This window comes from Clostridiales bacterium, from assembly GCA_018333995.1.
In the GTDB taxonomy this organism is placed as follows: domain Bacteria; phylum Actinomycetota; class Coriobacteriia; order Anaerosomatales; family SLCP01; genus JAGXSG01.
Map to the genome: position 1 here is coordinate 165,980 of JAGXSG010000008.1, position 20,746 is coordinate 186,725.

20 protein-coding genes are annotated in these 20,746 nt (G+C 63.5%); 15 read left to right on the plus strand and 5 right to left on the minus strand.

The features are described from left to right. Position 1: 1 nt before the first annotated feature. Genes KGZ40_03055 through KGZ40_03065 form a run of 3 tightly spaced genes read left to right on the plus strand, consistent with a single transcriptional unit; the run spans position 2 to position 2,748 of the window. On the plus strand, positions 2 to 1,219 hold the full coding sequence (locus KGZ40_03055; protein ID MBS3956495.1) for a branched-chain amino acid ABC transporter permease: 1,218 nt from the start codon (positions 2 to 4) through the stop codon (positions 1,217 to 1,219). A gap of 26 nt (positions 1,220 to 1,245) precedes the next feature. Beyond that, positions 1,246 to 2,028: an ABC transporter ATP-binding protein gene (locus tag KGZ40_03060; GenBank protein MBS3956496.1), complete on the plus strand. Its 783-nt coding sequence runs from the start codon at positions 1,246 to 1,248 to the stop codon at positions 2,026 to 2,028. 12 nt (positions 2,029 to 2,040) lie between these two features. Continuing rightward, complete coding sequence (locus KGZ40_03065) at positions 2,041 to 2,748, plus strand: ABC transporter ATP-binding protein (protein ID MBS3956497.1); 708 nt, start codon at positions 2,041 to 2,043, stop codon at positions 2,746 to 2,748. Between the two features lie 7 nt (positions 2,749 to 2,755). On the opposite strand, the gene KGZ40_03070 is transcribed toward KGZ40_03065, so the two are convergent. Genes KGZ40_03070 through mqnE form a run of 5 tightly spaced genes read right to left on the minus strand, consistent with a single transcriptional unit; the run spans position 2,756 to position 8,061 of the window. Then, positions 2,756 to 4,045, minus strand: coding sequence for an amidohydrolase family protein (locus KGZ40_03070; protein ID MBS3956498.1), 1,290 nt, complete (start codon positions 4,043 to 4,045; stop codon positions 2,756 to 2,758). Positions 4,046 to 4,047: 2 nt separating this feature from the next. Next, positions 4,048 to 4,893: an MTAP family purine nucleoside phosphorylase gene (locus KGZ40_03075; GenBank protein ID MBS3956499.1), complete on the minus strand. Its 846-nt coding sequence runs from the start codon at positions 4,891 to 4,893 to the stop codon at positions 4,048 to 4,050. A gap of 24 nt (positions 4,894 to 4,917) precedes the next feature. Continuing rightward, entirely contained in the window at positions 4,918 to 5,997 is a 1,080-nt protein-coding gene (gene mqnC, locus KGZ40_03080) for a dehypoxanthine futalosine cyclase (protein MBS3956500.1), read from the minus strand. A 29-nt stretch (positions 5,998 to 6,026) separates the two neighbouring features. Next, positions 6,027 to 6,866: a menaquinone biosynthesis protein gene (locus tag KGZ40_03085; GenBank protein ID MBS3956501.1), complete on the minus strand. Its 840-nt coding sequence runs from the start codon at positions 6,864 to 6,866 to the stop codon at positions 6,027 to 6,029. A gap of 1 nt (position 6,867) precedes the next feature. Further along, complete coding sequence (mqnE, locus tag KGZ40_03090) at positions 6,868 to 8,061, minus strand: aminofutalosine synthase MqnE (protein ID MBS3956502.1); 1,194 nt, start codon at positions 8,059 to 8,061, stop codon at positions 6,868 to 6,870. Positions 8,062 to 8,340: 279 nt separating this feature from the next. Between mqnE and KGZ40_03095 the strand changes: the two genes are divergently transcribed. The 12 genes from KGZ40_03095 (at position 8,341) to KGZ40_03150 (ending at position 20,742) form a co-directional block, all read left to right on the plus strand. Continuing rightward, the gene (locus KGZ40_03095; GenBank protein ID MBS3956503.1) at positions 8,341 to 8,883 is read left to right on the plus strand and encodes a C_GCAxxG_C_C family protein; all 543 of its coding nucleotides are present in this window, start codon (positions 8,341 to 8,343) and stop codon (positions 8,881 to 8,883) included. Positions 8,884 to 8,943: 60 nt separating this feature from the next. Next, positions 8,944 to 10,383 (plus strand): tRNA lysidine(34) synthetase TilS, encoded by a 1,440-nt coding sequence (gene tilS, locus KGZ40_03100; GenBank protein ID MBS3956504.1) that lies wholly within the window; start codon positions 8,944 to 8,946, stop codon positions 10,381 to 10,383. Between the two features lie 18 nt (positions 10,384 to 10,401). Then, the gene (hpt, locus tag KGZ40_03105) at positions 10,402 to 10,941 is read left to right on the plus strand and encodes a hypoxanthine phosphoribosyltransferase (GenBank protein ID MBS3956505.1); all 540 of its coding nucleotides are present in this window, start codon (positions 10,402 to 10,404) and stop codon (positions 10,939 to 10,941) included. A gap of 37 nt (positions 10,942 to 10,978) precedes the next feature. Further along, entirely contained in the window at positions 10,979 to 12,988 is a 2,010-nt protein-coding gene (gene ftsH, locus KGZ40_03110) for an ATP-dependent zinc metalloprotease FtsH (protein ID MBS3956506.1), read from the plus strand. A 44-nt stretch (positions 12,989 to 13,032) separates the two neighbouring features. Further along, on the plus strand, positions 13,033 to 14,238 hold the full coding sequence (locus tag KGZ40_03115) for a GAF domain-containing sensor histidine kinase (protein MBS3956507.1): 1,206 nt from the start codon (positions 13,033 to 13,035) through the stop codon (positions 14,236 to 14,238). A gap of 13 nt (positions 14,239 to 14,251) precedes the next feature. Continuing rightward, positions 14,252 to 14,920: a response regulator transcription factor gene (locus KGZ40_03120; protein MBS3956508.1), complete on the plus strand. Its 669-nt coding sequence runs from the start codon at positions 14,252 to 14,254 to the stop codon at positions 14,918 to 14,920. 241 nt (positions 14,921 to 15,161) lie between these two features. Further along, complete coding sequence (locus tag KGZ40_03125) at positions 15,162 to 15,335, plus strand: Flp family type IVb pilin (GenBank protein MBS3956509.1); 174 nt, start codon at positions 15,162 to 15,164, stop codon at positions 15,333 to 15,335. A gap of 111 nt (positions 15,336 to 15,446) precedes the next feature. After that, a complete protein-coding gene (locus tag KGZ40_03130; GenBank protein MBS3956510.1) occupies positions 15,447 to 15,890 on the plus strand; it encodes a pilus assembly protein in 444 nt (147 codons plus the stop codon). Between the two features lie 5 nt (positions 15,891 to 15,895). Further along, entirely contained in the window at positions 15,896 to 17,431 is a 1,536-nt protein-coding gene (locus KGZ40_03135; protein MBS3956511.1) for a hypothetical protein, read from the plus strand. A 17-nt stretch (positions 17,432 to 17,448) separates the two neighbouring features. Further along, positions 17,449 to 18,213 carry a Flp pilus assembly protein CpaB gene (gene cpaB, locus KGZ40_03140; GenBank protein MBS3956512.1) on the plus strand — a complete coding sequence of 255 codons (765 nt, stop codon included), beginning with the start codon at positions 17,449 to 17,451 and terminating at the stop codon, positions 18,211 to 18,213. Positions 18,214 to 18,221: 8 nt separating this feature from the next. Next, positions 18,222 to 19,391 (plus strand): P-loop NTPase, encoded by a 1,170-nt coding sequence (locus KGZ40_03145; GenBank protein MBS3956513.1) that lies wholly within the window; start codon positions 18,222 to 18,224, stop codon positions 19,389 to 19,391. Next, positions 19,381 to 20,742 carry a CpaF family protein gene (locus KGZ40_03150; protein MBS3956514.1) on the plus strand — a complete coding sequence of 454 codons (1,362 nt, stop codon included), beginning with the start codon at positions 19,381 to 19,383 and terminating at the stop codon, positions 20,740 to 20,742. The genes KGZ40_03145 and KGZ40_03150 overlap by 11 nt, the downstream gene beginning before the upstream one ends. Positions 20,743 to 20,746 lie beyond the last annotated feature (4 nt).

Here is a 20,746-nt window from a genome sequence, read left to right on the forward strand (position 1 = left end):
CATGACAGCGATCAGAAGCGGACTCACCAGAGTCAACGATTTTTTCTCGACCGCACCGGGGAAGGTCGCCTTCTTCTTCGTGCTCGCGCTCGTAACGCTGTTCTTGCCGGTGTATTTCCAGTCAGTGGGTAACGCGTTCATGGTGCGGATCTTTGCGCTCGTGGGCATCTACGCGCTACTTGCGCTCGGACTCAACATAGTTGTTGGCCAAGCGGGTCTTCTGAACCTCGGCTTCATCGCGTTTTACGCGGTGGGCGCGTACGCTGGGATGAACCTCGGATTCCTGATGCAGGAGTTGCTCATCGGGGTCGGATTTCTCGGCGAAGCACCGGAGAACTGGTCGTACTGGTTCATATTGCCGTTCGCCGCAGTGCCAGGCGTCATCGCTGGACTCATGATCGGGACGCCGGTGTTGCGCCTGCGCGGCGACTACCTTGCCATCGTCACACTTGGTTTCGGTGAGATCGTGCGTATCGCGATCACAAACGATATCGCGGGGATTACCAATGGCGCGTCCGGTCTGCCAGGAATCGGTCAGAGTGTCGCCCCGGCAGCCGGACAGTTGTGGGTCCGAGAGAACCTCTCGGCGGGGAACTTCGTGTTCTCGAAGGATCTCTACTGGTACTACATCATCATTGCGCTCGTGCTCTTCGCGATCTTCGTTATCAATCGCATCGACAACTCCCGTCTTGGGCGGGCCTGGGTCGCGATGCGCGAGGACGAGGTCGCGGCGTCGTCGGTTGGCGTGAACATCTTGACGACAAAGCTCTGGGCGTTCGCGCTCGGTGCGGCGTGGGGAGGCATCGCAGGTCACACGTACGCGTACTGGGTCGGCTTCATCAGTCCCGAGTCTTTCAACTTCATGGAATCCGTCCTAGTGGTGTGCATGGTCGTCCTCGGGGGCATGGGTTCGATCCCAGGCACCATTCTCGGCGCTGTCATAATTACCGCTGTCCCGGAGGTCATTCGCGCGCTCGCGGCGTCACCCGCGCTTTCTGGCGTACTCACCGCTGAGCAGGCGTCCACCGTAGGCGACTACCGCTTCTTAATCTTTGGCGGTCTCATGGTGGTCATGATGGCACTCAGGCCGCAAGGCATCCTGCCTTCCAAGCGCCGAGCCCGCGAGCTCAATCCAGCGAATGAAAACATCCGCGCGCAGGAGAACCAGCAGCTCTGGGAAGCCGAGCACAAGCACAACTCCGACAGCGACATCCTTTAGGCGCGGAAGAAAGGCGCTGACGCGATATGCCAATGCTAGAAATCAAGAACGTCACGATGCAGTTCGGTGGTCTCAAAGCCCTTTCGGACGTGAACTTTCACGTCGATGAGGGCGAGATCGTCGCCCTCATCGGACCCAATGGGGCGGGTAAGACGACCCTGTTCAATCTTCTTACCGGCATCTACCGGCCTACTGAGGGCACTATCGAGTTTGAGGGCACTTCGCTTATCGGCAAGAAGGCGCACCGCGTCTGCGTCATGGGAATCGCACGCACATTCCAAAATATCCGGCTGTTCGCGAACATGACCACACTTGAGAACGTGATGGTCGCACGCCACACGAGGACCAAGGAGACGCCGCTCATGGCGGTGCTCCGCACGCCCAACTTCAAGCGGGAAGAGCAACACACGGAAGATGAGGCGCGCAAGCGGCTTCGATTCGTGGGGCTTGAAGAGAAGGCGAATGAGCTGGCGATGAACCTCCCTTACGGCGAGCAGCGTAAGCTGGAGATCGCGAGGGCGCTCGCGACCGATCCTAAGCTGGTGCTTCTCGACGAACCGGCTGCGGGGATGAACCCGCAGGAATCGGCGTCCCTTACTGGGCTCATCGGCAAGATACGCGAGTCGGGAGTCACCGTCTTGCTTATAGAGCATGACATGAAGGTCGTCATGGAGATCGCGGATCGCATCTCGGTGCTCGACTTCGGTGAGATGATCGCCGAGGGCAAGCCCGATGAGGTGCGAAGGAATCCCAAAGTCATCGAGGCGTATCTGGGTACTGGCGCAGAAGCGCTCATGGCCGAGGGATAGGAGGGTACCTACGTGCTGAAAGTCAACGGGATACATACCTTCTACGGCAAGATCGAGGCGCTCAAGGGCATCAGCGTCGAGGTTCAGGAAGGCGAGATTGTCACGCTCATCGGAGCGAACGGCGCGGGCAAGTCGACCACGCTCAAGACGATTTCCGGCCAACTCAGTCCTAAAGAAGGCACTATTGAGTTTCTCGGCGAGACGATATCGGGCATGCCGTCCCACGCTGTTACGGCAAAACGCGTGATCCAGGTGCCTGAAGGCCGCCGCATCTTCCCGCAGATGACGATTCGCGAGAACCTCGAAATGGGCGCGTTCCTTCGTAAGGACAAAGATGGGATCGCCGCGGATCTTGAGCATGTGCTTGAGCTGTTCCCTCGATTGCGTGAGCGTCTTGCCCAGAAGGGCGGAACGCTTTCGGGCGGCGAACAGCAGATGCTCGCAATTGCCCGCGGCATGATGGCGCGCCCACAGCTCCTGATGCTCGATGAGCCGTCGATGGGACTTGCCCCCGTGATCGTCGAGGTGATCTTTGGAACCATCAAGAAACTCAACGAGGAGGGCACCACGATTCTGCTCGTTGAGCAAAACGCCGCAATGGCTCTTCAGGTCGCCGATCGCGGATATGTGCTTGAGACAGGCACCGTAGCGCTTGAGGGCACTGGCAAAGAGCTCCTCAGAAATGAGAGAGTTCGCAAGACGTACCTCGGGGAGATGTAAGGGCTCGTTACAGTGCGGCGATAGCACGCGCCTTCGCCTCGGCCAGCCGGGAATCGATCGAGTGGTCCCTTCCGCTTGTGTGGTGCCCGTTAGTCACCCGCCATGCACCGGCGGACATCACCGCGGCAGTGGTCTTTTGCCCGGCTGAGTCGAGGAGGGCCGCGTAGGGGTCTGGCCCCGCGACCGCGAACGCGGCGAGATCAGCGGACGTGCCGGGTTCCAAGGCTCCGAAACGCTGTCGGAGACCGAGAGCGACCGCGCCGTCGATAGTCATCATCCGCACGATCCGCTCGGCTGTGAGCCCTGGCGCGAGCACGCGCAGGGCGCGCGCTTCCTCGAACAGATCGAGATCGTGGTTGCTTGCGAGACTGTCGGTGCCAAGCGCGATGCGGGCGCCCGCTGCCTCGAGTGCGGCGACTGGAGCATCGCCAACCTGCAGATACGTGTTGGAGCGAGGGCACAGCGCGATGCCAGCACACTTCTCGGCGATAAGCGCGGTGTCATCTGCGGTGTGGACACAGTGGACGGCGAGGGTTCCGTCGAGCGCGCCGAGACGGTCGAGGTAGCGCGCCGGCGTGGTGCCTGGCGGTTGAAACTGCGCGATTGAGCGTGCGGCAGTCGCGGCGAGCGGACCGGTACCGTCGAAAAGAAGCTGGACCTCAGCCGGAGACTCCGCGAGATGCACAGCGAACGGAACGCTCTGTGCGGCGGCGCGTTCGTGGAGGGCCGAGATGAGCGCGGGGCTTGCCGTGTAGGGAGAGTGTGCCGAGATGCCATGGCGCACGCGGTCTGACCGGCGGGCGTGAGAGTCTTCCAAATAGCCCGCATCAGCAAGGCGGGCGCTCGCGTCGTTGGGCTCCAGGCCGAGCACTTCGAAGAAGTGCACGCCAGCGAGACCTGCCTGCTCGGCGATCGTCGCGGAGCAGGCGCTATACGCTATGTCGCCGACGACAGTGGTGCCGGAGGCGATCGCGAGTTGCGCGCCCGCGGCGCTTGAAGCGGCGAAGTCATCGGTCGTGAGCGCTTGCATCGCTCGCACGACGCGAGGAAGCCATTCGTGAAAGGGGGCGGACGGAACCACTCCATGAAGGACCGACAGCGCGAGATGCGTGTGCGCGTTCACGAGGCCGGGAAGCACGGTGCATCGCCCGAGGTCGTACACGGGTTCGGCGGGACGGGCCGCGACAAGTTCCGCACGACTTCCGACCTCGGCCACGAGGTCTCCCCGAATGAGGATCGCACCATCTTGGATCGGTGGTCGCGTGACGGGCACAACCCACTCCGCCGAGACGATCACCGCTACTCCTCAGGCAGGCCGAGGAGACTCGGCTTGCGAAGCTCCATGCAACCGCATCTGTCGTCGAGTGTCGCGACGCTGAGCGTGTCGATGAGACAGCGGGCGATGGTCGCGGACTCATCGAAAAAGACCGCTTTAAGCTCGTCGTGTTCCCACTGCCGTACTATGCCCTCGCCGTAGTTGACCACGATGTAGATGCCCGCGAAACAGGCGCCGATGTCACGTGCGAGGAAGACCTCTGGCGCGAGGGACTGGCCGATGATGTCACCGCCGAGGCGCTTCATGTAATCGACTTCGGCCACGGTCTCGAAGCGCGGGCCGTCAGTTACGAGATACGTGCCACGCCGGTAGACGCGGGGAAACGTCGAGCCCGCCGAGTCAGAGAGCAGCGAGGCGAGCGACGGGCAGATCGGCTGACGCATGATTAGCAGGTGGTCGCCGTTCACATATATGTCTTGCTTCACGGTCAGGTCGATGAAGTCGTCCGGAATCATCACGTCGCGCGGGTCGAGCAGGTGGTTGAGCGATCCGACCCCGCCGTCAGCGAGCACTTTGCGCACCCCGGCGGCGTGGAAGACCCAGAATACCTGCAGGCTCGCGTCCGCGCGCTTCACGCCGCGCCGCCAGCCGTGCATGCGAACCGCCAAGGCGTCACGGGAACCGTGAGGTCCGATGATGCGCATGTGAGTGAACGCTGGCGACCTGCCAAACGGCGTCTCGAAGACAAGGCCGTCAGCGATGACGGTCACGCGTCCGTCATCAAGCGCCGCCGCCGTACCGATCGAGAGCGTGCCGCTTCCGCCGCAAAGACCGAACTCGGCTGCGGGGACCGCCTGCGAGACAGTCATGGGCCTACCTCCTTTCCGCCGAGGCTACCAGAAACGTCTGACTTCCCGGTAGAGCGTGTCGCGCTGCACGGGCGTGTACCCCGCATCCTGGACCAGCCGCACCAGTTCTTCGCGGGCAAGCATGAAGTGTGTGCCCGCGGCGGCGACAACGTTCTCCTCGATCATCGTAGAGCCCATGTCGTTCGCTCCAAACGCGAGTGCGATTTGCCCTACCTTGGCACCTTGCGTGACCCACGAGGCCTGGATGTTTGCGATCGAGTCGAGGAACAGCCGCGAGACCGCAAGAACGCGCAAGTACTCCCACGCGCTTGCGGGCGTCGCACCGGTCGACTCGCCGTACTCGGTATTGCCCGGTTGGAACGACCAGGGGATAAACGCGCGAAAGCCGATACGTCCCAGCGAGACGGCCTCATCTTGCAGTTCACGCACGGCCCGCATGTGCTCTATTCTCTCGGCGGAAGTCTCGTATGACCCGAACATCATGGTCGCCGTCGTCGAGATGTCGAGCGCGTGCGCTTCGCGCATGACGCCGAGCCACTGCTTGGCGGTCGCTTTCTTAGGCGAGAGGTGTGCCCGGACGCGATCGACGAGGATCTCAGCTCCTCCGCCCGGTAGCGAGTCGAGGCCGGCGTCACGCAGCCGCCGCAGCACCTCACGAGTATCGATTCTGCTCACGTGACTGAGGTGAACGATCTCTGGAGGGCCAAACCCGTGCACGTGGATCCCAGGGTGCGCTGCCTTGATGCGCACGAGCATCTTCTCGTACCACTCGATTCCGAGGTCCGGGTGCATCCCGCCTTGCAGGAGGATGGCCGTCCCGCCGAGCTCGAGCGTCTCTGCAACCTTGTCGGACAGCTCGGCCGCGCTGAGCACGTAGGCATCCGCGTGGCCGGGGTCCCGGTAGAATGCGCAGAACGAACACCCGCTCACGCAGACGTTGGTGTAGTTCACGTTGCGGTCGACGATGAAGGTGACCTCGGCGCCAGGGTGCATCCGTTCCCGCATTGCGGAGGCTGCCGCGCCGAGCGCGAGGAGGTCGGCCTCCTCGAGTAATGTGAGCGCCTCAGCGGGTGAGAGGCGGTGTTCGCCGCCCGCCGCCGCCATCGCCAACGTGGCGAGATCTCGCCGGGCCGTCACATGGTGTCCTCTCCGAATACCTCAATGTCCGGTACGCGCTCAAGCTGGCCGATGCCGTGCGCTTCGGCTAGGTAGCGTGTCAGACCGTCGCGATATTGTGGCTCGAAACGGAAGTGGAGCGCGTCGAAGTAGCTTCGGAAGTGTCCGGCCGAGAATCGCTCCCAGCGGGCGGCGTACGACGAGATCTCGTCGAGGTGGGACCGGCAGTACGTGAGAGACTTCGAGAGGGCGTCGGCCACGTCGCGGACCGCCGCGGCACTGGTCGCGGCGAACTCACGGCGCACCGCCCAGACAGCATAGACCATCGGCAAGCCGGTCCAGGCGGTCCACTCGGCACCAAGGTCGGTGAGCGTAAGCCCGGTTGGCGGTTCCCAATACGCGCGCAGCGCGTCGTCTCCGATCAGGAGAGCGGCGTCTGTCTCTCGCATCATCGCCGCGAGATCAGGAGGCATTTCGACATAGGCGGGACGGACGTTCCAGTGACGTTCGAGCAAGATCCTGGTGAGCACCTGGGACGTCCGCGAGGTGTCGGCAAGCGCGACCGTCGCATCGTTGAGTGTTGCCGGGGACTGTTTCGAGAGGAGGAGGATCGACTGGACCTTGCCGTGGCTCGATATCGCGATGTCTGGAAGAAGCACGAAGTCATCGGCGTGACGCGCGTACTCGATCGCGGGAATAGGGGCCACATCAAGAATGCCGTCACGCAGCATGGACGCCAGGTCGCGCGGCGCCGCCTTCACGAGGTCGATTTCGAGCAGCATATCGTTCTTCACAAGCCCGTAGTAGAGCGGGAGGCAGTTGAGAAACTGGATGTGGCCCAGTCGGGGACGCGACACTCTATCCTCCGCTCGCAAACGTGCCGCGAGCCACCCCGGCTCGCGGGGGGGCGCCGATTGTGCCCGCATCCCAAGCCGGCGGGGCGAGCTCATCGGCGTATTTCCTTACGACACGGTACAGGGTGTCGCGCTCGACAGGCACATGGCCGGTTTCAGCGATCATTGCGACAAGGTCGTTTTTTGAGAGCGCCTCGGGTGTTGTGGCGCCCGCCATGTGGGTGATCTTCTCCTCGACCACGGTGCCGTCGATGTCGTCGACCCCAAACGCCGTCGCAAGCTGAGCGACCTTGAGGCCCACCATGATCCAGAACGCCTTGATGTGAGGGATGTTGTCGAGCATGAGTCGGGAGATCGCGAGCGTCTTGAGGTCGTCGAAGCCGGTCGTGCCCGGCAGATCGGCCAGCTCGGTGTTGGCGGGGTGGAACGCGAGCGGTATGAATGCGAGAAACCCGCCGGTCGCGTCTTGTTGCTCGCGTAACCGGATGAGGTGCTCGATGCGCTCGGCGTGTGTCTCGATGTGGCCGTAGAGCATCGTGCAGTTGGTGGCGATCCCGAGATCATGCGCCTCCCCGTGGATACGGAGCCATACATCGCTTGCGGTCTTCTTGTCCCACGCTGCCGCGCGAGTCCGGTCGCTGAATATCTCGGCGCCGCCACCGGGCAAAGCGTCGAGTCCCGCCGCCTTGAGGTCGGCGAGCACTTCGCGGGTCGAGCGCCCGCCGATAATCGCCATGTGCTCGATCTCAACCGCGGTAAATGCCTGCACGATGACGTGATCCGGCACGGCTTCCCTTGTTCGCCGCACTATGTCGAGGTAGAACTCGTAGCTCCACTCGGGGTGGAGGCCGCTCACGATGTGCATCTCGTACGCGCCGTCCGATGCGCCCGCCGAGGCGGCTTCCGCGACTGAGTCGAGTGTCATTTCGTAGGCGCCCTCCTCGCCCGAGGACCGTGCGAACGCGCAGAACTTGCACCGGTTGCGACAGATGTTGGTCGGGTTCACGTGGCGATTGACCATGAAATAGACGCGGTCCCCGTTAATCCGCCGTTTCATGTAGTCAGCCATCTGCCCGATACCGATGAGGTCGCGGCTGGCATAGAGCGCGAGGCCATCATCGGCGGTCAGGCGCTCTCTGGCGAGCACCTTGTCCGCGATTGGCTCAAGCGCGGGGTCGATGAGGGTGAAGGGCGTCATGTCAGCGGACTCCTCGGCTGATCGTACTCGGATTCATCATAAGGTCGGCTCCGAATACCGTTACCATCTCGGTCATGCAGCTCCTTCACGGTGGCGCGGGCTGATCGAGTGTGCGCGTATGGTTCCAGAGTAACTGTTCACCTCCGGCGTTCACAGATTCCCGGGTGCGATCGCGTAGTTTGACCGGCCGAGGCGACCGCGGGAAGGACATGCTTGCTATCACTCACATCGGATGTATACTATAAGTGTAATGAATACATTCGTCGTCGTGAGGTGGCTGTGGGCGAGTCTGTGTCAGGAACAGCGGTGGGGGGTGACGCGTTGGTCGCCGGAAGCTGTGTCGCGCCTCCCGATGGTGGATCGCCGCCTCCCGTCAGCACAGCCAATCACGCCGCGGAGCACGCCGCGGAGCGTGGCCGCGCGCTCTACGAAGACGGTATGTACTGCGCCGAGGTGGTTCTCACTGTGGCGAACGAGGCGGCAGGTCACCGTCTCCCATCGGAGGTCATGTCGCTCGGAAGCGGTTTTTGGGGCGGTGTCGCCGGCGACGGCTCGACGTGTGGCGCTCTGACAGGTGCCATCATGGCGATCGGAATGCTCGGTGGCCGTACGCGTATCGATGGCGCATGGGAGCCGTCGGCAGAAGCTATTGCCCAGATGCGTTCCGCGTTTCTGGAGCGTTTCGGATCGATGAGCTGTGCTGGTCTGACCGCTCAATTTGGCGGGATGGAAGGTGCGGACCGCTTCCGGCACTGCGCATGCCTGACGGGCGAGACCGCGGGGATGGTGGTCCGGCTTACGGGCGACCGCGGTTGGCTGTAGGCATGCGAGTTCACCATCCGCTCTGTGCGGATGGTGCTTGTCAGAGGTACCCTTACCGGCATGGACAGGCTCACAGACATCGCGCACGCGACCGCCGTGCGCCACTCGATGTTCCCGGCTGGCTTTCCGGTCGTGGTGATGGTGTCGGGCGGTGCCGACTCGGTAGCCCTGCTCCACCTCCTTGCCGCGGGTCATCTCGGAGATCGCCCCGATCTCACTGCCGTACACGTCAATCACTTGTTGCGGGGTGACGATGCCAAAAGCGACGAGGCGTTCGTGAACACCGAGTGCGCCCGGCTCGGCGTGGAGTGCCGGATCGAACGCGTTGACGTCGCCGCATACGCGCGCCGCCACGGCGGCAACATCGAGGACGCGGGACGCGAGGTGCGCTATCGCGTCGCGAGCAAGGAGGCCGAAAGCCTTGCTGCGCGCACTGGCGCGCCCCCGGCGGCTGTCCGAGTCGCGGTCGCGCACACGCTCGACGACCGTATCGAGACCCTCTGTATGCGCTTGCTCACCGGTGCCGGGGCAGGGGGTCTCGCCGCTATCCGTCACGTCAGGGGCCGTGTCGTAAGGCCACTCCTCGATTGCCCGCGCCCTCTTGTTCGCGAGTGGCTCACCTTACAAGGGTTTGCGTGGCGCGAGGATCCGACCAACGCAGACACCACCCGCTTGCGTGCGCACATCCGTCACGAGTTGCTGCCGGTCCTTGAGCGTATAGCCCCGGCGTTTCGGACGACGCTCGCGCGCTCGATGACCATTCTTGCCGAGGAAGACGAGATGCTCTCATCGATGGCTGCTGAGCTTGTCAAGGATTTCTCGGTGGACAGTGGATTTCCGGATGAGATCGCGCTCGATCGGGCGATGATGCGGACGCTTCCGATGCCGATGAGACGGAGAGTGGTGCGTTACGTGGTCGCGGAGGCCTTCCCGCACGCGTCGCGGCTCGACTCAGAGCATGTGGAGGCGATCGTGTCAGGTCTGGACAGCGAGTCCTTCGCGCGCGATCTTCCCTACGGTCTGCGAGCGTATTCCGAGTACGGTAGAATGATTGTCACGCGACAGGGGGATCGTTCCCTGGCCGTGGCACCTTGTTTGCTCCCCATACCTGGCACGGTCGATCTTGGTCTCGCGGGCACGTTGCATGCGGAGCCCGCCGCTTCTACAGCGGAAGTTTCGGGGCCCGATGAGGCAGTCGTCGACGTTGGCGAGGCTATGATGCTTGCGGTAGGCGCCGCTCAGCCTGGCGACCGGATGCGTCCGCTCGGTATGGTGGGGACCCGGAAGCTTTCCGACATGCTGATCGACGCGAAGGTTCCCAGACGCGAGCGGTCGCTTGTGCCGGTTGTCCGTGACGGCGATCGCATCGTGTGGGTGGCTGGCGTGAGGATGAGCGAAGAGTGCAAGGTGGGTCCGCATACACGCCGAGCCGTGCGGCTCACGTGGGAGCGGCGGGTACACAGTGGGGCTTGGCCGCCCACAACCGAGTGCGGCGAGTGATTCGACGGGAGATATTTGATGCACCCCGATCTCGACCATATCGTGCTCACCGAAGAGCAGATTCAACGGCGCGTAGCCGAGCTGGGTGAGCGGATCAGTGTCGACTACGGCGATGAGGCGGTGCTGCTCATCGCGGTGTTGCGCGGAGCGACGCTATTCATAGCGGACTTGGCGCGGCGTATCACTTCGCCCGTTGAGATCGACTTCATGGCGGTTTCGAGTTACGGCTCTTCCATCCAGTCATCGGGCGTCGTTCGAATCATCAAGGATCTTGAGGAACTTATCGAGGGCAGGCATGTGATCCTCGTCGAGGATATTCTTGATACCGGTCTCACGCTCAAGTATCTGCTGAGAAACCTCGCGTCCCGTAAGCCGGCGTCACTCGAAGTGGTCGCGCTATTGAGCAAGCACGGTAAGCAGAGGGTACCTATCACCTGTAAGTACGTTGGATTCGAGGTGCCCGACGAGTTCGTCGTAGGATATGGCCTCGACTACGCGGAGCGCTATCGCAACCTGCCCTACATCGGCGTGCTCAGAGCGGATATCTACAGCGAGTAGCCCTGTGGCTGCGCGCACCGGAGGAGAATGAGGACTGTTGAACAGGAACCTGAGAACCGTACTGCTCTACCTTGTACTGCTCGCCTTTCTCGTGTGGTTCGTGACGGGAGCCCTCGGCGAGGCAGACGCGCCCGAGAAGCTCTCGGCGAGCGCGTTTCAAGCCGCGCTCGATGACGGCAGGATCGTGACGGTTGATGTCAAGGCGCGAGACCGCACGATCTCGGGAGAGTTCTACGTCGATGACGCGGCGAAAGCGGCCGAGGAGGTCAAGAAATACGACACGACGTTCCTCTCCGACCAGGAGCTCGAGCGGCGGATCTCCGAGTACAACGCGACGGCGCCCGAAACGCAGCAGGTGGTCTTTAGCGTCGACCCGCAGAACACATCACTGTGGGTGGGCATTCTCACCTCACTGTTGCCCATCGGCATTCTCATTCTCGTGATGTTGTACTTCTTCAGCCAGATGCAGGGTGGCAACTCGAGAATCATGTCGTTTGGCAAAGCCAAGGCGAAGCGCATGACGCGTGATCAGCCGCGGATCACTTTCAAAGATGTCGCCGGCGCCGATGAGGCAATCGAGGAGCTTGACGAGATCAAGGAGTTCCTCGCCAGCCCCGGCAAGTTCCAGGCGCTCGGCGCTAAGATCCCCAAGGGTGTTTTGCTGGTTGGTCCGCCAGGTACCGGCAAGACTCTACTGGCACGCGCGGTGGCGGGGGAGGCTTCGGTACCGTTCTTCAGCATCAGTGGTTCCGACTTCGTCGAGATGTTCGTGGGCGTGGGTGCGAGCAGGGTACGTGATCTGTTCGAGCAGGCGAAAGTGGCCTCGCCGAGCATCATCTTCATGGATGAGATCGACGCGGTGGGTCGGCAGCGCGGTGCGGGCCTTGGCGGAGGTCACGACGAGCGTGAGCAGACGCTCAACCAGCTTCTCGTCGAGATGGACGGCTTCGACGTCAAGGACAATGTCATCCTCATCGCGGCAACCAACCGCCCCGACATCCTCGATCCGGCGCTTCTGCGACCGGGCCGTTTCGATCGCCAGATCGTGGTCGACCGACCCGATCGAAAGGGGCGCGAGGGGATACTCAAGATCCACGCCCGGGGCAAGCCTGTTACCGCCGATGTCGATCTCGAGGTGCTTGCGCGGCGCACCCCAGGGTTCACCGGAGCGGACCTCGCCAACCTGGTCAACGAAGCTGCGCTACTCGCCGCGCGCCACGGAAAGAAGCAAATCGACATGAAGGAACTCGACGAGGCGATCGAGCGCGTGATCTCCGGCCCCGAGCGCAAGAGTCGGCTCATCTCCGACGAGGAGAAGAAGGTCATCGCATACCACGAGGCTGGACACGCGCTTGTGGGGCACGTTCTGCCGAGCACCGACCCGATCCACAAGGTCAGCATCATAGCCCGCGGCCAGGCCCTCGGGTACACGCTCGCGTTGCCGCAGGAGGATCGCTTCCTCACGTCGCGTCAGCAGATGCTCGACAACATAGCGATGCTCCTTGGTGGCCGCGTGGCGGAAGAGATCGCGATCGGTGACATCACCACTGGCGCGAGCAACGACATCGAGCGCGCGACCAAGCTCGCCAAGCAGATGGTCATGCGCTACGGCATGTCCGAGAAGCTTGGACCGCAGACGTTTGGCGACGCGAACCACGAGGTGTTTCTCGGCCGGGATTTCTCGGCGAACGCGGATTATAGTCAGGAAGTCGCTTACGAGATCGATAAGGAGGTTCGCCGCCTCATCGATGAATCGTTCACGACCGCGCATCGAATATTGGCCGAGCGACGCGACCAGCTCGATCTTATGGTGCAGGTGCTCATCGAGCGGGAGACCGTCGACAAGAACGAGCTCGAAGCGCTGCTCGATAACAGGTGGGATGAAGTTCTCGAGCGCGAGAAGGAGGCCGCAGAGGCTGGGGACTCTGGCGAGTCGACCGCGAAGAGCGACGACGAAGGTGAGGCTGAGGATCGCGTTGCCGCGCGTGAAACGGACGCGGATTCCTCGGAGGCTCCCCGCACGCCGCCTGCGGTGACGGGTGCGTGACGGGCAGGTTCTGAACTCGGAGTTGGCCACGAAGGGGGGAGTGCATGGGCGAAGACGGAACGCGCGGCGCGCTCTCCAACGCGGTCCGTCCTCTCGCGGCGCGCGTTCGGGGCCTGATTGAGGCTCTGCCGTTCTGTCCGGAACGGCGAGTGCGCAATAACCAGCTGCTCGAAGCCTTAAACGACGTCGCCTCCGCGGTTTCTTCGCGGTTGTCGGTGGAAGACATTCTCGACACGGTGGTCGATCGCGCGAAGCTACTCTCGGGTACCGATAAGACAGCGATCGTGCTCGCTGCCGAGCGTGAGGGATCGCTCGACTACGAAACTCTCACTGTGCGGGGCCGTCGAGACACCCATCCCGAGGAGTGGTGGATTGAGCGTGTCCGGCAGGTTGCTCCGGTCGTGCTGGCCGAGGGCAACCCCCGTCTCGAGCCGATCCACGAACATAACGGATGGTTGCTGTGCTTGCCGCTTAGGATTCGCGAACAAGGGATCGGGCTGCTGTGCGCGATCAACGACGTGAACTCGCCGTTTGTTGATCATCAAATCGAGTCATTGCGCATCGTCGCGTCGTTCGCTGCCGCTGCTGTCGAGAACGCTCGCTTGTCCGAGGAGCACCGCAACGTGTTGCTTGCCTCAGAGCGCGACCGAATCGCGCGAGAGATGCACGACGGGATATCGCAGTCGCTGTTTTCCATCTCTCTTGGCCTCGAGGTTTGTCGCAAGCAGGTGCTGCGGGATCCCAAGGTCGTTGCGGCGCGACTCGAGGAGTTGCAGGACGAGCTGACGGTCAGCATGGCGGAGCTGCGCCGCGTCATCTACGATCTGCGTCCCGCGAAACTTGCGGAGCTTGGCCTCGCCGCTTCCATCGAGCAGTGGATCAAGGAGGCGACGGCTGGGCGTCCGCTCACAGGAAGTCTCGTCGTCCGGGGTGACTCGCGTCTCGTTTCCGGCGCCACCGAAGCGTGTCTCTACCGGGTGGCGAAGGAGGCGATCAGCAACGTCGTGCGGCACTCGGGCGCGTCCTCGTTCGAAGCCCTACTCGATTACCACGCTCACTCGGTCATCCTCCTCGTTGCCGACAATGGCAACGGCTTTGATCTCAAGGAGGCGCGCGCCGCAGCCGCCCACCGGCGCGGATCGCTTGGCCTATACAGCATCGGGTACCGGGTGCGCGCAGAGGGAGGGACCGTGCGAGTCCGGAGCGTCCCGGGGGAAGGTACACAGGTGAGGGTCGAGATTCCGTTGTGAAGTGAGGGTCGCCGTGGGCGAGTTGCGTGTGTTCATAGCTGACGACCACGAGCTTGTCCGCTACGCGCTCAGGGGACTGCTCGAGGGAGAGCCCGGCATAGTGGTGTGCGGGGAGGCGGCGACCGGCGACGAGGTGATCGATGGCGTGTGCGACGCCGCCCCAGACGTCTTGTTACTCGATCTGCGCATGCCCGGACCGGGAGGGGTCGAGGTCTGCAGGGCCGTCAAGGATCTGTGCCCAGGCGTTCACGTGCTCGTGCTTACAAGTTTTGACGACGAAGACGAGCTGTTTGGCGTCTTGAGGGCAGGCGCGTCTGGATACCTGCTCAAGGACTCTCCGCCATCGCACGTCGCGCAAGCCGTCAGATCCGTGGCTGACGACCAAGTAGTGCTTGACTCGTCGATCGCGGGAAGGGTCATCTCCGGAACGCCGCCGCGAAGCGCCGTCGACGAATCGGCGGCTGCGGCAATTCGTGAGATGCTCTCACAGCGCGAGCTCGAAGTCTTGGCGTTAATGGCGAGGGGGATGAGCAACAAGGAGATCGGACGAGCGCTGTGGATCGGGGAGACGACCGTCAAGACGCACGTCAGTCACATCCTGCGCAAACTCGACAGGGCCGACCGCACCCAGGCGGTGCTCGCGGCCGTCCGCCTCGGCATCGTGTCCATGAGCGCGGAGTGAGCCCGGCGGGAGCACGCGTACCCTAAAATCCAGCGGGTCGCGCTCATCCATCAGTATGAGGCGCGTTCGTACTCGACGACGGGGCAAGCATACCGGCGGACGATGACCTCCCTTCCTGCGGCTGGGCATGATGACGGTGAGGTCTGACTCAGCCGCCGCGTCCCAGAGCCTCTCGCTACGAATCGGAGGGACGCGGCGGACTCCGGAGCCGCGTGGCGGTTCCAGGGGGGAGGTGTGTGAGATGTTGAAGTTGTATGTCAAGGCTCGCACCTGGATGGACAGGGACGAGGGAGCGACCGCCGTCGAGTACGGGATCATGGTGGCGGCCATCGCGGCGGTGATCGTGGCTGTCGTGTTCCTGATCGGCGAGGAGATACTCGTCGCGTTCGAAACCGTCCTCGACGAGCTGCAGTAGTGATGTGAGTTCCGAACGCGACCAGGGATCCTGCGCTTGCGTCGCGGGGTCCCTTGTCGCGTCAGATGCTCACTCAAGTCCCGTCGGCACCGATGCGGGGAGGGGAGACAGATGATGCGCGCACGAATCGAGCCGGGCGCTCCGCGTGACGGCGGCGCGGCCGCCGTGGAGTTTGCGATCGTCGCGTTTGTGCTCGTCCTCCTGCTGTTCGGAATCATCCAGTTCGGCCATCTGTTCTTCCAGTGGCTTGAGGTCACTCACGCCGCGCGGGAGGGAGCGCGCTGGGCGGCGCTCGGCAACCCGACTGGGAGCGTGGTTACACCCGGTACCACGAAATTCAAGGTGCGAGAGGCCGCTCCGGGCCTGAATCCCCCACTCTCTGACCCCCAGATCCAGGTGAGCCCGTCGAATCCGGCGGGCAGCGCTGGGCAACCAGTCCGCGTGACCGTCAGGTATCCCACCCCCCTGTTCGCACCGCTGATGCAAAACCTCTTCGGTGTGGGGGGCGCTACGACGTTCGAGCTGCAGAGCTCGGCGGTTCAAAGAATCGAGTGAGTGCCATGAACTCGCATAAGACACGTCTTAGAGACGAGCACGGAGCGGTCGCGGTGACCGTGGCGATCCTCATGATCGTCTTTCTTGGCATGGCCGCGCTCGTCGTCGACATGGGTTACCTGTACACGGTCAAACGTCAGCTTCAGGCGGCCGCCGATGCCGCCGCTCTCGCGGGCGTACGTGAACTTGCGGCTGGTGCCGGCGTGCCGACTGTGCTCGCGATGGCGGAAGAGTACGCGAGCAGGAATGCGGCGGCACCCGCGGGTGAGCTTGCGATGGTCGACGGCGAGCCGCTCACTGAAGTGGGCGCGGATTTTGTGCGCGTGACCGTGGAACAGCCGTCTCCGCTCTTCTTCGGGCGGATCGTCACTCCCGGCCCGGCGAACATCCAGGCGACAGCCGAGGCGAGAATCGCTTATGTGACGGGGATGCGGGGGCTCATCCCAGTCGGGTTGCCGATACTCCGCGCGACACGGGTGTATGCGTGGCTTGACGGCGCTCAGGGGCAAGGCGTCTGGCTCACGAAGGGTACGGACGGACTCTGGTCGGGCAGTCTGCCGGTGCCCGCGCTTGGGGCGGACACGTCGCGGCGGGTGAATCTTGACGTTTACAACGAGCAGGACTTCAAGCAGGAGTTCCGGAACGTATCGATCGTCCACGCGATCGGAGCCACACGGCCGTACCGGTCGGTGAACGTGAGTCCGGCGATCGTGCGCAACCATCCCGGCTCGGTGGAACCGGGTAGCGTCACGGTGAATGTCGCAGGAACCGGTCAGACGACGATACGCCTCGACGGTGTCACCCGTACGGGGACCGGCACGTACTCGGTGACGCTGTCCGCTCCGGACACGACCGAGCTTCGGGGCGAGTTCGGTATCGATCTGTGGGTCGGGAACCGCGCACAGGGTCAGCCCGAGCTCGATGACGCCGCGATCGTGAACTCGGTCCGGTCGACGCATCCGCTCGGCTCGGTGGAGCTGGCCAACCGGTTCTTCACGCCGGGTACCGCTGGCTCGACCAACATCACGGTGGGCTTCACCGATTACGCGTTCGGAGAGGTCTACCACATGAAGCTCGAGAGCGACCCCGAGGTGGGCAATTTCAGCGCTGTGACGTTCGAAGGCGGCGGAGCTTCCGCCTACAGGGACGACCTGCAGAACGGCTACGACGGCATCGTTCGCCTCGGACAAGTCATCGACACCGAGCCAGGTAACATGGCAGGTCCCACCCGCCAGGGCATCACGGACAGGCTTCGCGCCGGGGTCGACTTCGACACCTGGGTCGCGCAGGGCATGCCGCGCACTTCGTCGCGTCTCGTGTACGTCCCGGTGACCGAGCGCATCGAGCCGATTGCGGGCCGAAGCCGCCTGAGGGTGGTCTCGTTTGCGGCGTTTTACCTGGAGCCGCAACAGGGCGGCGCGGACATCATCGGCCGATTTGTCGAGTACGTTTTGCCCTCTGACGTCTATGACGACACGCCTCCGGATTCAGGGCTGTATCTGGAGACGTTTCGCCTGGTGACGCCCCAGACCGAGATGTAGGAACCGATAGAAGGGACATGTCCATGCGCTCCCGGCTGCTGATACTCGTCACCGCGATCGTGTTCGGCCTGCTCGCCGCGGTGTTGACAGGGCGCTACCTCGCCTCTCTCGAGCGCGGGGTGGCCGCCGAGGACGAGCCGATCGAGGTGCTCGTGGCGCAGGAGGCACTGGAGCGTGGCGCCGCCGCGGACCAACTGATCGCCGACGGTCTCATCGTCCGGGAGAGCATTCCGCGGCGCTACGTGGCCGACGAAGCCGTCTCGTCCGTGGCGGCGATCGAAGGCAGGGTTCTCGCGGAGAACATCTCGAAGGGTGAGCAGATCACTCAGGTGCGGTTCAAGTTCCCAGCCGAGGCGGGTCTTGCCTACGGCATCCCCGAGGACCACGTTGCGGTGTCCATCCCCAACGACGCTGTCAAGGGGGTCGCAGGGCTTGTGAAGCCTGGCGACTTTGTCATGGCGGTCGTGACGTTTGATCCCGGCCCCCAAGGCGAGGCGATAAGCCGCGTCTTCATCCCGAGAGCCCGGGTGCTCGCGGTTGGCGGGGCGATCGGAGCCGAGCCGCCCGCGGCTAGAGAGCAAGGTGTGCTCGGGGGGCAGACTGAGGAGGCCGGCGAGCCGCAGGCCCCCTCCACCATCACGCTCGCGCTTCCTCCCGCTGATGTCGAGCGGCTCGTTTTTGCGGAGGAGAAGGGCACTGTCTGGCTCGCGCTCATCGGCTCCGCGGCCACTGAGATACCGGCGACACGGGGCCAGACCCTCCGGTCCGTCCTCGCGGACTAGGGGGCACCGTGGGCGCGATCATCATCGTCGACCGGGACCCGGAGTTCTCCTCGAAGCTCGAGAAGCTGCTCTGCCGCGAGCCGGGTCAGAGTGTACTTGTCGTTCCCGCGCTCGGCAGGATCGCTGATCAGGTCGCGGAGACCGACGCGCTTGTGGTGGTGTTTGGCCCCTCATTGCCGCTCGACGGCGTGATGGAGGCGGCCGCGCCACTCGCCGCCCGCCAGCCGACGACGGCGTCGGTGCTTGTCGTACCGAAGATCACCACCGAGCTCATGCGACAGGCGATGCGTTCGGGATTCAACGACGTCGTGGGTGCGGACGGGACGTTTGGCGAGGTTGCCTCGGCGGTGCTCGACGCCGGCGCTGACGTGCTCAAGCGCCGGGAAGCGTCCGGCTGGGCGACCGGCGGGCAGGGCTTGCCGGATGGCCGGGGCCACGTCGCCACCGTGTTTAGCACGAAGGGTGGCGTGGGCAAGACCGTCATCGCGAGCAACCTCGGTGTCGCGCTTGCGGGAAACCTGGGAAAGCGTACGGTCCTGCTCGACCTCGATCTGCGCTTTGGGGACACGGGCATCATGCTTGGGCTGAGACCCGAACGCACCATCTACGATGCCGTGCAGGCGTTCGACCGGCTTGACGCTTCGATGATGCGAGGCTACCTCACCCGTCACCCATCCGGTCTCGACGTGCTTCTCGCGCCGCTGCGCCCCGAAGAAGCTGAGTCCGTGACCGCATCACGGTTGGCGCGCATTATCGGTTTGCTTCGCGAGGACGCTGACGTTGTAGTCATCGACACGCCGGCGGCGTTCGACGACACGGTGCTCACCGCCATCGACAAGAGCGACGAGGTGTTCGCTGTGGCCACGATGGACGTTGCGAGTATCAAGAACACGCGCATCTCACTGCAGAAGCTCCGGCAACTCGGATACGGGGACGGTCTCGTGAAGCTCGTGCTCAACCGCGCTGATAGCAAGGTGTGGCTCGAGCTCTCGGAGGTCGAACGGGCGGTCGAGGGTGACATTGTCGGCAAGATACCGAGCGACCGGCTCGTGCCGCGCTCGGTAAACAAGGGGACGCCGGTCGTCACCGACGCCCCGAAGTCGCCGGTCGCCCGCAGTCTCGTCGACCTGGCTCGCTTGATCGTCGCGCACAAGGAGGCGAGAAACAATGTCGCTTAAGGAGCGGACGGGCGGGGCGAGTCACAGCTTCACGGCTGAAGACATCGCGTCGTCGCGGATCGCGGCTTACAACACGAAGGACTCGGTAAAGCGCCATCTCCATCGCTTGCTGATCGAGGAGATGGGCACCGAGATCGGCGCATCAGACGCTGACGACACTCTGTTGCGTATGAGGATCGAACAGAAGCTCAACGAGCTTCTCGACAGGGAGACGACACCGCTTTCTGCGGCCGACCGCAGGGAGATCGTACTCGACGTGCTCGACAACGTCCTCGGATACGGGCCGATCCAGACTCTGCTCGAAGATCCCGAGGTCACTGAGGTGATGGTGAACAACCCCAACACGATCTACCTCGAGCGCAAGGGGCGGATCTTCCAGACCGACCGGCGGTTCATCGACGAGGCGCACCTGCTGCGCATCATCGACAAGATCGTAGGGCAGGTGGGGAGGCGAATCGACGAGGCGTCTCCGATGGTCGACGCGCGGCTGCCGGACGGCTCGCGCGTGAACGCGGTGATCCACCCGCTCGCGATCAACGGTCCGATGCTCACGGTGCGCAAGTTCTCGCGAGACCCGTTCACGGTGGACGATCTCATCAACTTTGGCACGCTCACCCCCAACGTGGCGATGTTCCTTGAGGCGTGCGTCCGCGGCAAGCTGAACATCCTGATCTCAGGCGGGACCGGGACAGGCAAGACTACGCTGCTAAACGTCGTCTCGCTCTTCGTCCCGAACGACGAGCGCGTCATCACAATCGAAGATGCCGCCGAGCTCAGGCTCGGCCAGGAGCACGTGTTGCGGCTCGAATCGCGCCCGCCCAACATCGAAGGCAAGGGGCAGGTGGCGATTCGCGACCTCGTGCGGAACTCGCTTCGCATGCGGCCTGACCGCATCATCGTCGGCGAGGTGCGCGGCACCGAGGCGCTCGACATGCTGCAGGCGATGAACACCGGGCATGAGGGCTCGCTCTCGACCATCCACGCGAACTCGCCGCGCGACGCGCTCGCGCGGCTCGAGACCATGGTGCTCATGTCCGGACTCGACCTGCCGGTGCGTGCGATCCGCGAGCAGACCTCCTCGGCGATCGACCTCATCGTCCACCTGAGCCGCCTGCGCGACGGGTCGCGCAAAGTGGTACAGGTCTCCGAGGTCGGCGGCATGGAAGGCGACACGATCATCATGCAAGACGTCTTCTACTTCGACTACTCGATGGGCGTGGACGAGGACGGGCGGTTCAGGGGCGTGCTCAAAGGGACAGGGTTGCGTCCGAGCTTCACGCGGCGTCTCGAAGATCTCGGCGTGCACACACCAGGCGACCTGTTCGAGCACGAGCCTCCAGAGAGGCGATGATGTG